We start from the raw sequence: 15,780 nt of genomic DNA, 5'->3' as shown, positions 1-15,780 counted from the left end.
GGCGCAAAAGCTACAGCTCCTCAATCTCCGCCACCACAAAGGTACTGCCCCCGATGAAGACCACATCATCCGGGGCGGCGGCGGCACGGGCGGCGGCCACGGCGGCCGGCACCGGGCCATACGCGCGGCCTTTCAGGCCCAGGGCAGCGGCCCGCCCGGCCAGCTCATCGGCCGGCAGGGCCCGCGGAATGGTAGCCTGGCAGAAGTAGTAGGTGGCTTCCCGGGGCAGCAGGGCCAGCATCTTGCTCACGTCCTTATCATTGACGACGCCCAGCACGATGTGCAACTGCTGGTACGGCAGACGCGCCAGCTGCCCGGTAATGAAGCGGATACCCGCCTCGTTGTGGCCCGTATCACAGACCACCAGCGGCTTGCGACCCAGGATGGTCCAGCGGCCCTTGAAGCCCGTGAGGCGGCGCACTTCCCGCAAGCCCTCCCGCACGGCCGCTTCCGGAATGCGGAAACCCTGGCTGCGCAGCTCTTCCACCACGGCCAGCACGCCGGGCAGGTTCAGGCGCTGGTAGTCACCCACGAGGGCCAGCTCCAGATCGGACAGGTACGGCTCTTCGTTGCGCAGCACGCGCAGGCGCTGGGTGGGCTCGTCGGGGGCGGGTTCCTGGGCCAGCTCCACCCGGAACTGCTCGTCGGCAAACAGAAGCGAGGCCGCTTCAGTGGCGGCTTTTTGGCGGAACACATCGGCTACCTCCGGCTGGGTCTGGCTGATGATGGCGGGCACGCCGGGCTTGATGATACCGGCTTTTTCGGCGGCAATGAGCGGCAGCGTCTCGCCCAGCAGGTTCTGGTGGTCTAGACTGATGTTGGTGATGAGCGACACCAGCGGCCGGATGATGTTGGTAGAATCGAGCCGCCCGCCCAGGCCCACTTCCACCACGGCCACGTCCACCTGCTGCTCGGCAAAGTAGGCAAAGCATAAGGCCACGCACATTTCAAAAAACGAGGGCTGCACTTCGTCGAACAGCCCGCGCCACTTCGCCACCCACTGCACCAGGTAGTCAGGGTCCAGGTCCTGGCCGTTCACCTTGATGCGCTCCGTGAATTCCTTGAGGTGGGGCGAGGTGTAGAGGCCCACCTTGTAGCCGGCGGCCTGCAGAATGGCGGCCAGCAGGTTCGAGGAGCTGCCCTTGCCGTTGGTGCCGGCCACGTGTACGCAGCGCAGCTGCCGCTCAGGGTTGCCCATGGCGGCGGCCAGTTGCTCGGTGCGCTCCAGTCCCGGCTTGTAGCCCGCCTCACCCACCCGCTGAAACATGGGCAATTGCTGGTAGAGAAAGTCGAGGGTTTGCTGGTAGGTCATGGGGCCGGAATGCGCGGATGGACTGCAAAGGTAGCGCACACCGCCATTCGTACGCGGCCCCAGCAACGCAAAAGCGCCACCCCGTTGCCGGAGTGGCGCTTTTAGCATTTGGTTGCAGCTACTTTTTACCGCACCGTAAAGCGGAAGGTGTAGAAGCCGGTAGCCCCACCCTCCGCCGAGCTGGTGCGACGAAACTCCAGCTTCAGCAGCTCGTCCCGGCACGCCCGTTCCTGGGCCGCCGATACCGTGCCGGATACTTTCGTCACGGATTCTACTTCGCCGTCGGCGTTGATTTTGATTTTAAAGCGGACGGAGCCGGAGTTGTTATCCAGCGCCGCTACCGTGGGCTTGCTGACGATGGCCCAGCCGGCCATATCCAAGCCACCGCTGCCGGGGCTGGTGCCCCGGCCGCCGCTACCCGGCTCGCCGGAGTAGGCCGTGCCGCCGTAGGTGCCGCGCGGGTCGCCTTTGTCGCCCACGGTGCCGGGGTTGTCGCCGTTGTTATTGCCAGTGGGCGCGTTACTGGTGCCGTTTACGCCGTTGCCGCCGCCCGCATTGCTATTGGCGCGGGGCGTGAATACGGCCCGCTGGTCCACTTTGGGCCGGGGTGGCTCGGGCTTCACTTCCTCGCGCTGCGGGGCGGGCTTTTCTACCGGCGGAGCCGTTACGGGGCTTTCCTCGGCTTCGCTGGTGACCACGCGCGCCTCGCTGGGCGGGGTTGGGTCGGGCTGGGCGGTGGGCTGCGGGGGCGTGGGGTCGGGCTGAGCGGCGGGCGGGCGGCTGTCCTCCCGGTTCTGCGACTCGTTGGCCGGGGCCTGGCTCTGAATGTCGCCGGAGCCGACTTCGTCCACGCCGTAGTTCAGCTCCACCCCGTCGCCGCCCAAGGCTTCCAGGGGCGGATCGGGGCCTTTGAAGACAGTGAAGATGAACAGCGCCGCCAACGCCGCATGCAAGGCTACGGTGCCAATCAGGGCTTCGCGCCGGTGTTCTTCCCGATAGTCAGTTGCCATGTTGAAGTTGATTGTATAGGTCGTGGCCTGAAGGCGGCAGCCTATTCCGTTAAACCGAACGCCCCGCTCCGACGAACGGTAGACGGGGCGTATGCTCTACTCCTGAACGACAAAACGACTGTTCCCGGTTCAGGGCATAACGCTAGGCTATTTGCTGGCCGCCTGCTGGGCCTGGGTGGCCATGACCATCTTAATCTTGAGGCGGTTGCCGATTTCGAGGATATCCACCAGCTTCTGCACGTTCAGGGAAGCATCCACACGCAGCACGGCCGTAGGGCTTTCCAGGCCCTGAATGCGGCGCTGCAACTCCCCTTCCAGCTGCTGGGCGCTGGTGGGCTGGCGGTCAATGAAATAGGCCCCGCTGGCATCCACCGAGACGGTAATGGGCTGTTTCATCATCTGCTTGCTGCTTTTGGCGCTGGGCAGCATGAGCTTGATGATGTTGGGGTTCACCATCGTCGACACAATCAGGAAGAACAGCATCAGGAAGAACATGATGTCGTTCATCGAGCTGGTCTCGACGTGGGAAGAAAGCTTACGGCGCCGGCTGAGGTCCATGGGCGGTGAGATAGTGAGGTGGTGAAATGGTGAGTGGATATTTCAGTGGTGCAGATGGCGCGAGTTGGGCAAGTGGCGCAAGCAGAACGTCAACTCATCATTTCACCACCTCACCATCTCACCGCTAGTTGTCCTGAAGAATATCCATGAACTCGATGGCCGAGTTTTCCATACGGAACACCATGCGCTCCACCATAATGCTGAGCCAGTGGTAGCCAATGTGGGCAATAATACCCACGATGAGGCCGGCGGCCGAGGTGACCATTTTGGTGTACAGACCGCCCGAAATCTGGGCAATACCAAAGTCGCCGGTGGAACTGATGGCGTAGAAGATTTTGATTACCCCGATGATGGTACCCACGAAACCGAGCATGGGAGCCACGCCCGCAATAATGCCCAGCACGTTGATGTTCTTTTCGAGGCGGGCAATTTCAATCTTACCCACGTTTTCCACGCTGGTTTCAATTTCCTTGAGTGGCAGGCCGATACGACGGATACCCTTCTCAATCATGCGGGCCAGGGGGGCCGAGTTCTGAGCGCACAGCATTTTGGCTCCCTGCAAATCCCCTTTCACCATCAGGTTGCGGATGCCGGGCATGAACGACTCCGGCACCGCCCCGGCCTTGCGGATGGTGATGTAGCGCTCTAGAATGATGTAAATGGAGACGAACGAGAGCAGAAACAACGGCACCATAATCCAGCCCCCGGCCAGAATCAGGTCGATGAGCGAGAGACCGGGCGCGGCAGCGGCGGCGGCGTTGGCGGCCGTGGCAGCAGAATCGGCGGCGGCGGGCGAAGCGGTGGGGGCCGCGTCCCCTACCTGGAGTTGCAGCAGCAAGGAAAGCAGGTGCGTCATGCGTGGGGTTGGGTGAGAAGCAAAAGAAAAGCTAAAACACCAAGGCCCTAAAAAGGTAACCCTGAGTATTTTAGCTTCTCACAAATACAATACATTAATTCAAGTGGGAGACTAGTAATTTTTGATCCACAGGTCGCCGAGACGCTTGCGCAGCAGGCTGGCCTGACGGTCGGCCGAAGCACGGTCCGGGAAATCAGCTACCGACAGCATGTACTGGCGGCTGCCAAAGGCGGGCAGAATCACGCGGGGCTGGTGCCCCAGCCGCAGCAGCGCCTGACGGCCCTTCTCGGCGTTAGCCAAGCTGGTGTAGGAACCGGCCACGATGAAGTAACGGCCCGTACGGCTTTTAATTGTCGCCGATTCGGCCACGTTGGTTGCATTGGCGGCAGCCGCTTTTTCCCAGCCGGGCGCTTTGGTGGTGGGCTTGGCTGCTGCTTTCGCCTTGGTTGTCTGCACAACCGGAACTACCCCAGCAGGCTTGGCAATAGCCACTACGGGCGTTGCGGCAGGTTTCGCGGCGGGTTTGGCTATCACGGTTGCTTTCACAACGGGGCGAGCTACCACCACCGGCTTCGTGGCTGGTGCAGCAGCTACTGCTACGGGGGCCGTAACGGGCGCGGGCGTCATGTCAGGTGCGGGAGCAGCGGCCAGCTCCGACTCGGAGCCGGGGTTGCCCAGCGCCGCCTGCTGCCGCAGTACGGGCTGCGCGGCTGGCTCAGCAGCAGGCGCCACTGCGGCCACTGGCAGGCGCAACTGCTCGGGCAGGTACCCGAACATATCCGCAAAGAAGTAGTTGGCCGACAGTACCAGTCCCGCAATAACCACGGAGCCCACCGTGCGGAATGCCCGCGTGGCGCGGTTGGAACGGGAAGCTGCCAGCAGCGGAGCGGCCGTCGGCCGCTCGCGGGCCAGCAGCGCATCGGTGGCGCGCACCGGCCGCGACACCAGCTCGGGCAGCCCGAAACTGGCGCTCAGTAGGTTCTGCCCCCCGGTGTACTCAAATTCCAGCCCCCGGCCCGGCGTGCGCCGGAATGTACCGACGCCGCTCAACTCGGTCCGCATGCCTGTTTCCAGCTCCTGCTCCATCCGCAACACGGCCTCGCGCACCAGCTGGCGGGCCTGGGCGGTGCTCAGGTCCAGCTTGGCACTCAGCGCATCCACCAGCAGCCCGTCGTTGCGGGTAAGCGACTGGTTGAAGGCCACGCGCTTGGCCGGGGGCGTGAGCGTGTGGCGCACCGGATGAATTCGGGCGGGTGCATATTCGGCAATCAGGCCGCCAAAATCGGGAATGATGATGCAATCATGGTCCCGGAGCAAGGTGCGGATATGGTCAGAAAGCATTCGGTTGCGGGTACTGGTAAGGAGAAAACGCTGGACGGAAGCTACAAAAACACCGGTCATCCTGAGCGCAACGAAGGACCTTGCCCCGGTAGAACAGCCGTATTAATGCGGCATTCCAGGCGGGCAAGGTCCTTCGCTGTGCTCAGGATGACAGATGGTTAAGCCGGAATTTCCGCATTACATCAGCGTCAGATTAGAAGTCATACGTGACACCGGCCAGTACGTTGATTCCCTTCACTGGGTAGTTCAGGAACCGCTCGTACTTGCGGCCAATGAGGTTGTTGCCTAAAGCAAAGATGGACAGATTTTCCATAATGCGGTAATCGGCCCGCAGATTCAGGTCGATTACGGAATCGGTGGGGCGCACGGTTTCGCGGTACGGCAGGCCCGCGCCGGTGGGGCGCAGCAGCCCGGTGCCGTAGCTGGAACTGTACGTATACAGCTCGCCGCCCACCAGCAACTTGTCGTAGAAGTTGTACGTTCCGAAAAGCACGCCCTGGAAGGCCGGACGGTGGAAGGCTTCGGTCAGCGTCTTCACGTTGTAGCCGTTGTAGTCGGCCTTGAAGCCCAGGCGGAACTGCTCGGCGGCGTTGTAGATGATTTCGCCGTGGACGTTCACCAGCTGGGTGGCCTTCTTATCGTATACCAGGTCAAACTTGCTGGAGTCGCGGCGGGAGTTGTTGTAGAAGTACAGGTTCCGGTCGTTGCTCAGGGTCACGCGGGCATTCACCTCCAGGGCCCGGGCCGGGGCGGCCTGGAACCCGAAGTAGAGCGTGGGGCCGCGGCGGGTATCGGCCACGCGCACGTTGGGGGCCAGCCAGGGGTTTTCGGTGGTCAGGTCGTACATCGTCACGCGCTGGATAGCGCCGCCCAGGCCCGCGTAGGCCACGAACTTGTCCTCCGTAACCGTGTAAGCTGCCCGGATGGCCGGGTAGGCGTTGAACTGCCGGGCGTTGCCAATGGTGTCGCCGGTGTAGCCCAGCGTGGCCCCTACCGACAGGGCCAGCCGGTCCAGGGTCAGCTCATAGGCGGGCGTCACCTGCACGAAGGGCCGGCTCACGGTGAGCGAGTCCTTGTGGGAGATGAACGAGACGTCGCCGTTGACGCTCACGCGGCTGGTTTCGCCCAGCTTGTACCCCGAGCGCAGGGTGGCGTACACATTGCTTTCCCGGGCGTTGTAGAAGTCGCTCCAATAGTTGAAGCCCAGGCCAAAATCATACTGAAAAGCGGCGTCCTTGGCCCGGTTGCGAGCATATACCTTGATGGCGGCGCGCTTGAACACCTGCTTGATGCTGTCTTCCGTGGGCAGCACGGGCACGTTGCGGTTGTAGCCGTAAAAGTTGTACCGCTCCCGGCCCACATCCACCTTGGCTCCCAGCACCAGCGGACCGCTGTACGTTTCGCCATTGAGGCCCAGGCTGGTCTGGCTCTGGCGGGAGTTTTCCTTGTCCACGGCCCCGCGCGAAGACGAGAGGTGCTTGAAGTCGAGGCCGTAGCTGGCCGCGTCGGAGCGGGTATTGTGCAGGTAGGCCCGGCCGTAGGCGGTGCCGTAGTTGCCCAAAGCCGCCTTCAGGTAGTTGCCGGTAAGCGGGGTCAGTTCCTCCTGGCGGATGGTGAGCACCCGCACCGAAGGGTTCAGCTTATCGGCGGGCAGGCGGAAATCGGAGAAGGAGTAATTGACGGGCTCCGTGGATTTGGCCGGGGCCTCCAGCTTTACCTTCTCAAAGTTGCGGGTGGCCTCGGGCAGCTCGTTTACCCGCTCTTTTACAATCTCAATTTCCGCATCCTCAATCTTGCCGCGCGTTTTCTGGGCCCAGGCATCGGAGCCGTGGGCGGTGGCAGTCAGCAGGGCCGCAGCGGCCAGCAATTTCGACGAATTTGTCATTCTATCTGGGAAACTCAAGCAAGCAGAAAATTCGGGGGTCAAACCTATCATAAGGTTCCCACCTCTCTCCTATTACTCAGTGTTTATCTTTTATTATCAACCAATTACCACGTTCAGCATCAAGCTACGCTTGCAACCGAAATCCGAACCCTGCTACTCCTCCCGGGGCGTGGGACTGGGGTTAGTGGTAGTGTCGGCGGGCTGCACTTCCGAGGGGGCCAGGGAGTTGCGCACCGGCGTTTTGCCCGGGGTGGTTTTGCCGGTGGGCTTGGTGGTAGCGGGTTTGGTGGTTGATTTGGGCGTGGTAGCCGGGGCCGATTTGGGCGTGGTTTTGGGCGTACTCGGGGCCGGGGCCGGCGCGGCGGGGTCGGCGGGCAAAGCGGCGAGGCGCTCCTTGGCACCGGCCACCACCTCGGCTACCGGGAATTTGTTGTCGATGATGGAATTGAGCGTGGCCCGGGCCTGGAAGATTTCGTTCTGCGCCACGTAGGTATCCGAAATCAGCAGGAAGGCCCGGCCCAGCCACAGGTCGTAGTTGGCGAAGTCGGAGTTGCTCTTGTAGGCCGCGTCCAGGGCTTCGGGGTATTTTTTCTGCTGGTAGAGGGCACTGGCAATGAGGTACTGCGCCTCGGCCCCGCTCTCATCCTTGGCGGTGGCGGCGGCCGTGGTCAGCTCCCCGATGGCCTGCTCCAGGCTGCCGGCCTTGTAGCTGGCCTTGCCCAGGTACAGCAACGCCAGGTTGGTAGCGTTGAGCGAAGCCCCACCCTGGGCCTGCAACTCCTGGGCCACCCGGCGGGTGCCTTCCAGGTCGCCGGTTTCGTAGTAGCTCTTCATCAGCCCGATACCGGCGTTGGCTACCTCGCGCTTGTTCTGCGACACCTCGCGCAGGCGGCCGTAGTACTTGGCAGCCTCGGCGTAATTCTTGTTTTCAAACTCCAGATCAGCCACGCGGCCCACGGCCCGGTTCACGAACTCACTCTTGCCTTCTTCCACCACCGCTTTCAGGCGGGGCAGCGCGTCGGTTTTGCGGCCGGTGCGCAGGTAGGAGTCGGCCAGGAAATAGCGGCCGTCGGCGGCCAGGGTGGTGCTGGGGTACTGCTGCAGGTAGCCTTCCAGGCGCGGAATGGCCTGGGCATATTTCTCGGCCAGGTACAGCGACTTGGCGGCCTCAAACTCCACGCTTTCGGTGGCCTTGCTGTCGGGGTTCTGCTGCTTGAACTGGGCCAGGTACTGGTCGAATTCCTCTGTTTTGCCCTGGGCGCTCAGGCTTTCCTGCAGGCTGTAAATGGCGCTGCTGGCGGCTTTGGTGCGCGGAAACTGGCTTAGCACCTGCTTGAAGTCCTCAGCGGCCTTGGCGTGCTGCTCCAGGTTCTGATAGGCCACCCCGCGCTTCTGCAACGCCTGCGGAATCAGCGGGGAGTTGGGGCGGTTATTGATCAGCTTGGAGAAGCCTTCCACGGCCGGCTGAAACTCGCCGGCCTCGTAGTCGAGCTGGGCCTGCTGGTACACCGCATCATCGGCGTAGCGCGAGGTGGGCGAGGTTTTAAGCAGGGTGCTCAGCGTCGCGCCGGCCTCGTCGCGCCGGCCCAGCAGGCCCAGCACCACACTTTTCTGGTAGTAGGCGTAATCCTTGTCGGCGGCGTTGGCCTGAATGACTTTGTTATACTGGTCGAGGGCCTGCTGATACTGCTTGCCGATATAGTAGGTGTCGCCCAGGCGCAGGGTTACGTCGTAGTAGTTCGCGTCGGCGGGCTTGGCCACGGGGTCCTGCAGCCAGGCCTGGAACTGCTGCCGGGCCCGGTCGTACTGCTTGGTGTTGTAGTAGGCGTAGCCGAGGCCGTAACGGGCCTTCTGGTCGAAGTCGGTTTCGGAGGCCGAGCCGCTGCGGGCCGTGCGGGCGGCGGCGGTGTAGGCCGTAATGGCGGGCTGGTACTGCTGCCCGATGCTGTAGATTTCGCCTTTCAGCACCTGGGCGGCAGCGCGCAGGGCCTCATCCTGGGGGTATTTGAGGCTCTTATCCAGCACCGGCAACGCGTCCTGGTAGCGGTTGTCGTTGTATAGGGTGGCGGCCTGCAAATACGCCACGCGCTGGTAGGTGGCGTTCAGCTTCTGGCTCCGGTCGTCGAGGTTATCGAGGTAGTTGAGGGCCTGGGCGTAGTCGGAGGAGTTGAGGAAACTCTCGCTCAGAATATCGTCGGCGGCGGCGCGGTTCTTGGAGCGCGGGTACTTCTTGCCGAAGTCGCGCAAAGCGGCAATTACCTCCTGGGTGTTGCCCAGCTCGTAGCTCACCTGGGCGTACTTCAGCGTGGCGTTTTCGGTAATCACCTTATCGAAGGTGAGCTTGCGGGCCGCGTCAAACGAGTTCAGGGCCAGCGGCTTCTGGCTGGTTTTGAGGTAGCTCAGGCCCAGGTGGTAGGCGGCGTTCTGACCCAGCGAGTCGCGCCGCGCCGCCACGCCCTTCAGGTTGCCGATGGCGCCCTTGAAGTCGCCCTGCTTGAAGTTGGCATACCCGATTTTGTACTGCACCTCGGGCTCGATCTTCTTGCGGCCGGCGGCGTACTTATCGAAGTACTCGGCGGCCTGCTTGAAATCCTCCTTCTGGTAGTAGGCGTCGCCCACCAGCAGCTGAATCTCGTCGGCGCTCTGGGGCGGCGGGGTCTGGCTCAGCACCGGGCCGGCGTAGGCAATCAGGCCGTCGTAGTCGCCTTCCTTGTAGTAAATCTGGCTCATCACGGCCGGCACTACAGGCTTGTAGGCGTCGTTCTGCTCGGCCACGGCTAGGTCCTTACGGGCGCCGGGGTAGTCGCCGGCGCGGTAGGCCAGGTAGCCGGCGTAGTAGGAGCTGGCGTAGCGGTACTGGTGGTTGCCGGCCTTGTTGCGGTCGAACTGCAGCTTGGCTTTGTCGAACTCCTTCTGGGCGAAATAGGCGTAGCCGAGCTTGAACTCGGCCTCAGCCCGCTGGTCGTCGGAGAGGTTATCGGGGCCTACCTTCTGCAAATAGTCGATGGCCCGCACGTAATCCTTCTTATCGAAGTAGAACTTGCCCAGCTCGAAATAGGCCTGGGCCGCCTTGGGGTGGGCCGGGTTCTGGGAGGCAAAGCCCAGGATGCGGTCCTCGGCGTCGGGGTGGAACAGGTAGAGGCCGGCCACGGCGTAGTAGTACTCGGCATCGGTAGTGCGGCCGGGGGCCAGCTCGCCGGTGCGGCGCTGGGTGAGGTCGAGGTAGCGTTGGAAAGCCTGCTGGGCCGCGCCGTACTTGCCACGGTCGAATAGTTCAAGGCCTTCCTGGAAGTGGCGTTCATCAGCGGTGAACACCTGCGTTTGCTGGGCCGAGGCTGCCAAAGGGGCGGCAGCGGAAAGGGAGGCGGCCAGCGCCAAACGGGGTATAAACTTCATTGCGGGGCGTTACGGGAAACGGCTTACGCAGCCGGATATGGCCAAAAGTAGCGAAAACCCGGCTTGGGTTGCGGCAGGAATTGCCTTTTCGCTGCCCATAACGCCCCAAGCCACCCGTTTGGTGTAAGTTAACCGTCCGTGCAGGGTACCGCCTTACTTGTCTGCACCCGTCTATCCCCCACTTTCACCGGGCTGCTGCATACTCGGCGGCGGTTATGGTGTAGCTGAACCGGATAGTATACTCATCCAGCGCTTCTGTCTGATACTGCCCCAATGACAGCAGATTACGCACCGGCTGACACTGTCCGGCCTGTTGCGCCTGGGGGCAGTAGTGCAGCAGCTGCTTTCCGTCCTGAAACACCAACCGGACGGAATCTCCCTGGGAAAACAGTTCCGGATAGGCAATATTACCCGCTCCACCGTAGCTGATCCGCTCTACGCTGGCAGCATGCGGCAGCGACAGAATCAGGGGAGGTTGCTGCCGGTTCTGCGTGCGGTACACCCGCACTTCCACATCCTGTCCCGACTGGTTCGTAATGGTAAAAATCCCCTTCTGTTCCTCTTCGCCGATTTGCTGACAGGCGGCGAATGAGGCTACGAGGCTAGCCGCAGTGGCGTATTGCAGACACTTTTTCAGCATAACTATCGAGTGATAAACCTAGTGAACAAACCGTAGCGGGAGTAGCCGAAAGTATAGAAAAATGCCCGCAGGTTGCGGTGAATCCATTTTTTGTCCTGGTAAAACGACTATTGCCTCCGTTTCTTACCTAGTTTTACTGGCTTTTGCCGAAGCAGTGCGAATTTTCCACCTCTACACTCCTCCTTTATTCATCGTTTTATATGCTTCAACGCTTACCACTTTTCCTTACTGGTAGCCTCTTGGTGCCAGTTCTATCAGGGTTTGGGCAGTCCTTCCCGGTTTTTCCGCAACCCATCGGCTACGGCGTGGGCTCTCCCTACCCCGAGACGCCCCGTAGCGTGGTAGCCGTTGATTTAAACCGGGACGGCCGCCCGGATGTGGCAACGGCCAATTTAGTGGGCAATAAAGTAGGCGTATTGTTGAACAGCGCAACCAATACGTTGGGAGCCGCAACAACTTACGCCGTCGGCAGTAGCCCGAATGCTATTGTGGCCGCTGATTTTAATGGTGACCTGTACCCCGACCTAGCCGTAACCTCCTATAACGGCCGGTCGGTATCGGTGCTGCGCAACGACCGTTCCGGCCGCTTCAACGCGGCCGTCGACTATCCTACCCCTAACAATGCCGCTGCCTACGAACTGGCGGCCGGCGACCTGACAGGGGATGGCCGGCCAGACTTGGCCGTGCTCAGCTCTGCGGGTGCTACCGCCCAGCTTACCGTGTTAGCTAGCCTGAGCAACGGAACTTTCACGGAAGTAGGTTCTGTGCTCACCCTCCCTCAAGGAGCGGGCGGCATTACCATAGCCGATATGAATGCCGATGGCAAAGCAGATGTACTCGTCTCGAACGATGCTACCGCTACCTTTGAAATATTGCGCAATGCCGGCAACGGCGTACTTGCGTCCGTGGGGCGCTATCCGGGCGCGCAGGACGGGATAGAGCTATTGGTGGCTGATTTCAACGGGGATGGTCGCCCGGACGTGGCGCAGGCCGACTTTGCCAACGCGGCCACTATTACCCTAGCCACGGCCACCGGCTTTGCGGCCCCTGTGAGCTACCCAACCGGCCTGGGCTCCACGGGTATTGCCAGCGCCGATGTGAATGCTGATGGCTTCCGGGATATCGTCGTATCCAATAGCCGCAGTAACGACGTCACCATGCTACTGGGCTCGGCTACCGGCGCATTTACCTCGGCCGGTTCCTTTGCTGCCGGGGTAACGCCCTACGATGTGGCCGTGGCAGACCTGACGGGCGACGGCCGCCCAGACCTGGTTACGGCTAATTATGTCCAGACGGTTTCCCAGTCGCTGAGCGTGTTGCCAGGCCTGGGCAATGGCCGGTTCACCGCGGCCTCCTCTACCGCCATTAATGCGCCCAATGGCCCGCTCCGTTTGGCACAGGGTGACCTGAATGCCGACGGTCGGCTAGATGTAGTGACGGTAAGCGGCGTTTCGGCCACAGGGAGTACCCTGGCCGTGCTGCTCCGCCGGGCCGATGGCACGCTGGCTCCCGCAGTTACCTATCCGGTAGGTCGTCAGCCGGAAGCAGTAGCGCTGGTAGACGTCAATGGAAACGGCCGGTTAGATGCCGTGACGGCCAACCGGGGGGGCGCTTCGCTTTCGGTGCTGCTGAACACCGCCGGAACGGGCGCACTCACTACGGCTACTACCATCAGCGTACCGGGCAACCCCACGGGCGTCGTAGCCGCCGACTTCAACGCGGATGGACGCCCGGACCTGGGCGTATCGGGGTCAACCGGCAACTCGGTGGCGGTCCTTCTTAACAGCGGCAACGGCCAGTTTGCCAGCCCGCTCGTGCTGCCGACGGGCGCGTTTTCTACCGGGCTGGTAGCCACTGATATGGATGGCGACGGCCGACCCGACCTGGCGGCGGCCCACTCCACCGGCCCGGTAGCCGTTCTGCGGAACCTCGGCAGCGGGCAGTTTGCGGCCCCCAGTATTATTACCGCCAGCGGGACTCCCGTACAAATTATTGCTGCCGACCTCACGGGTGATAATCGCCCCGAGTTACTTACCAGCAGCGAAGGCAGGTCGCCGGTAGTTGTGCTGCGGAATGATGGCACTGGCCAATTTCAAATTGAGCCCCAACAGAACAGCTTTTATTCCAGCGGCCTAAGCGTGGCGGATATCTATGGAGATGCGCAGCCAGAGGTGATTGTTACCAATGCCCAGTATAGGGAGGTCTCTATCCTGCCCAATACCAACGGCATCCTGTCGTTTGGCGTCATTTTAACCGTAAGCGGAGCACCGTATGATGTGGCGGTGGCGGATGTGAATGCTGATGGCCGCCCCGATCTTACAGTGGCCAACCTGGGGGCCAGCGCCGTGAATACCTTCCTGCAAGGGGGCGGCACGGTTACCAGTAACCAGGCAGCCATTATCGCTGCCGACCACTGGCAGGTATACCCCAACCCGGCTGCCGACCGCCTGAACCTGCGCTTTTCCGGCCCGGCCTCCGCGTTTACTTACCGGGCCGAGTTGCTGGATGCCACTGGCCGGATAGTACTGAGCACTGTGTTGACCGGAAACCAGTTGACGCAGGAACTGAAAGTGGACAAACTGGCTCGGGGCTCCTATATTTTGCGCCTTACTACCGCTTCAACCCCACCCATCACCCGTCACATCCTGCTTCGATAACCTTTTGCTTTTACCCGTATGAACGGCTGGAATGCAGGCTCGGGCCGGTGCGTTCCAGCCGTTTTTTTACCGGTACACCGTAGGAGCGTCGCCCATTTTATTTCGCTTGTGACTGACCAATGGCAACTACCTGGCAGTTGCCTCACCCTCTACTGCACAATATGGCTACGAACCAATTGCCACGTCTGCCACCGGCCGTTGCGGTTGATGCGCCGGAGCACGACGCCCTGACCGGGCACCCAGTAGTAATGCGTCGGCCAGCCGTCTTCCGAGGCGTCCGCCGTGAGCTTTACCTGTAGTAAGCCGGCGTACGAGGTACCGTTCAGTACTACCGGCTGCGAATACCAGTACGGGTACATCACGGCCGCATAAGCAACCAGGAATGTGGGCTTGTCTTTGTCGATGCGGTAGGGGAATACCAGTTCGCTGCCTTCGTCGGCAGTACTATTGGGCAGGTAGCGGCCCCGCTCCAACACCCAGCAAGGGCCTTTCGTGCTCTGGTTTTCCCGGTAGGGCAAGCCGCACTCCCTAAGGATTGTGTAGTAGAAGTTACCGCCTATCAATGAGTTTGTCCGGACGGTAAACGCTTCGTATTTCAGAGCTACCCTATCGGATGTTCCTCCCGAACCCATTCGCAGAATCTCCTTCTCCGTCGAAACCACCCAGACACTATCCAGCCGTTGAGTAGCAGAGTCCCGGTAAATCCAATGGGTGCCCGGCTCGAAAAGCGTGTAGGCTTTCAGCTCTGCCGGTAATGGCACCGCATCGGGCTCGGGGACAGGTTTATGACATGCAGCAGCCACAGCCACTACGGCCAGGCACAGGATGCGCTGGAAGGATAGGATAGAAACGGGCATACGGAATAAGGCAACGGGCATAACTACCGGCGAAATATAGGCCGTTTGCCGCTGACGTTTCACACCGTTACCTTACGGCCGGCTGGGTTGCCCTCTATCTTAATAGCTATGTTTCGCATCTTTTTACTACTCCCGCTGCTGCTGGCGGCCTGCTCCTCGCCTGCCGTCAGCCAGTCGCCTTACCCGCAGAACCCGGCCGTTTCGGATGCGCAGGGCCACCCGCGGGATTCAGGCACGTTCTATTTCCCAAGGGCAGATTCGGTAAGTAAGCCTGACTTGACTGCAAACCAGTTGAATATTGAGGAACAGAACACCCAGGCCACCTACTGTCAGCTGGTGTTTGGTTCGGCCTCCGCTAATCTGTACTGCTTCGGGGCGCCGGTACTGTCGAACTATTACCTGGGCCACGATACCTACCGGTTTCTATGGCTACGAGCTTTCCACCAGCCGGTGCTGCTCACGCTTACGCAGCAGGCGAACGGGGCCACGCTCCAAACGCAGTTCCTCACCAAATCGGCCTCAGCTCCCAGGCTTGCGCTGATTCTGTTCATTCCCCCTACCGCATCACCCGACGAAGCGGCCCGGTTGCAACGCGAATTCGACCTGAAACAGAAAGACCCTAAAGTACTGCGCGAACTGGCTGAGCGGAACCGCCCGGCCGAGCGGCTACCGCAGCTAGAAACAACCCACGTCCTCACGCCGCAACAGTGGCAGCAGTTTCTGCATTTGGTGCAGCAGAGCGGGTTTCACCAGCAAACGAGCTGCGAAATCAGTACTGTAATGGACGGGGCCGGCTGGCTGCTCGAAGCCCATACGGCCGGCGGCTACCACGCAGTGTATCGCCACAGCCCCGATAAACCGGACAGTTTCCGCCGGGCCTGCGAGTATCTGCTGGACCTGAGCTCAGCGAGGAAGGAAGACCGGTACTAATGGAGCTTCCGCCTTGGAGTCTGGAGCATAAAGGGCCAGGTTATCAAACCAACATAACCTAGCCCTATCACATCATTATGTATTAAATAAAGTATATATTTTATTTAAAAATTACCGTAAATTATTCCCTTTCCCACCACCGTTCAGTGCTGCTTGAGGCTCGTTGGGTGGCCCGGCCGGGAGCCGGGCTGATTTGTAGGTGTGGTGCCGCCCGAGTGGCCGGCACTGGTGCAGGGTATAGTACATCAATTGTATCTATCGGGGCTCCAATAATCGAGCGGCCGGCACAAACGCTTTTCTGACTTCAGAACGGACTCACCGCAGCCTGCTTAAAGCCT

At 61.2% G+C, this 15,780-nt stretch carries 11 protein-coding genes; 2 read left to right on the top strand and 9 right to left on the bottom strand.

The annotated features are described in order from the left end of the window. Positions 1 to 10: 10 nt before the first annotated feature. From EI293_RS19950 to EI293_RS19915, 8 genes are all read right to left on the bottom strand, one after another. Entirely contained in the window at positions 11 to 1,312 is a 1,302-nt protein-coding gene (locus tag EI293_RS19950; RefSeq protein ID WP_125440313.1) for a bifunctional folylpolyglutamate synthase/dihydrofolate synthase, read from the bottom strand. A gap of 125 nt (positions 1,313 to 1,437) precedes the next feature. Then, on the bottom strand, positions 1,438 to 2,322 hold the full coding sequence (locus tag EI293_RS19945; RefSeq protein WP_125440312.1) for a hypothetical protein: 885 nt from the start codon (positions 2,320 to 2,322) through the stop codon (positions 1,438 to 1,440). Positions 2,323 to 2,469: 147 nt separating this feature from the next. After that, the gene (locus tag EI293_RS19940; RefSeq protein ID WP_125440311.1) at positions 2,470 to 2,880 is read right to left on the bottom strand and encodes an ExbD/TolR family protein; all 411 of its coding nucleotides are present in this window, start codon (positions 2,878 to 2,880) and stop codon (positions 2,470 to 2,472) included. A gap of 124 nt (positions 2,881 to 3,004) precedes the next feature. Further along, positions 3,005 to 3,736, bottom strand: a complete 732-nt coding sequence (locus EI293_RS19935; RefSeq protein WP_125440310.1) for a MotA/TolQ/ExbB proton channel family protein — start codon at positions 3,734 to 3,736, stop codon at positions 3,005 to 3,007. 111 nt (positions 3,737 to 3,847) lie between these two features. After that, a complete protein-coding gene (locus EI293_RS19930) occupies positions 3,848 to 5,077 on the bottom strand; it encodes an HU domain-containing protein (RefSeq protein ID WP_170170460.1) in 1,230 nt (409 codons plus the stop codon). 193 nt (positions 5,078 to 5,270) lie between these two features. Continuing rightward, entirely contained in the window at positions 5,271 to 6,962 is a 1,692-nt protein-coding gene (locus EI293_RS19925; protein ID WP_125440308.1) for a TonB-dependent receptor, read from the bottom strand. Positions 6,963 to 7,115: 153 nt separating this feature from the next. Further along, on the bottom strand, positions 7,116 to 10,358 hold the full coding sequence (locus EI293_RS19920; RefSeq protein ID WP_125440307.1) for a tetratricopeptide repeat protein: 3,243 nt from the start codon (positions 10,356 to 10,358) through the stop codon (positions 7,116 to 7,118). Between the two features lie 184 nt (positions 10,359 to 10,542). Continuing rightward, positions 10,543 to 10,998, bottom strand: coding sequence for a hypothetical protein (locus EI293_RS19915; RefSeq protein WP_125440306.1), 456 nt, complete (start codon positions 10,996 to 10,998; stop codon positions 10,543 to 10,545). 242 nt (positions 10,999 to 11,240) lie between these two features. Between EI293_RS19915 and EI293_RS19910 the strand changes: the two genes are divergently transcribed. Continuing rightward, positions 11,241 to 13,655 carry an FG-GAP-like repeat-containing protein gene (locus EI293_RS19910; RefSeq protein ID WP_246010757.1) on the top strand — a complete coding sequence of 805 codons (2,415 nt, stop codon included), beginning with the start codon at positions 11,241 to 11,243 and terminating at the stop codon, positions 13,653 to 13,655. A 149-nt stretch (positions 13,656 to 13,804) separates the two neighbouring features. Here EI293_RS19910 and EI293_RS19905 read toward each other — a convergent pair whose 3' ends face one another. Further along, a complete protein-coding gene (locus EI293_RS19905; RefSeq protein WP_125440304.1) occupies positions 13,805 to 14,512 on the bottom strand; it encodes a hypothetical protein in 708 nt (235 codons plus the stop codon). Positions 14,513 to 14,620: 108 nt separating this feature from the next. Here EI293_RS19905 and EI293_RS19900 point away from each other — a divergent pair, with 108 nt between their 5' ends. Next, on the top strand, positions 14,621 to 15,442 hold the full coding sequence (locus EI293_RS19900; protein ID WP_125440303.1) for a hypothetical protein: 822 nt from the start codon (positions 14,621 to 14,623) through the stop codon (positions 15,440 to 15,442). Positions 15,443 to 15,780 lie beyond the last annotated feature (338 nt).

This window comes from Hymenobacter perfusus (assembly GCF_003944765.1).
Taxonomy (GTDB): domain Bacteria; phylum Bacteroidota; class Bacteroidia; order Cytophagales; family Hymenobacteraceae; genus Hymenobacter; species Hymenobacter perfusus.
This window is presented reverse-complemented; position numbering and strand designations above follow the sequence as displayed.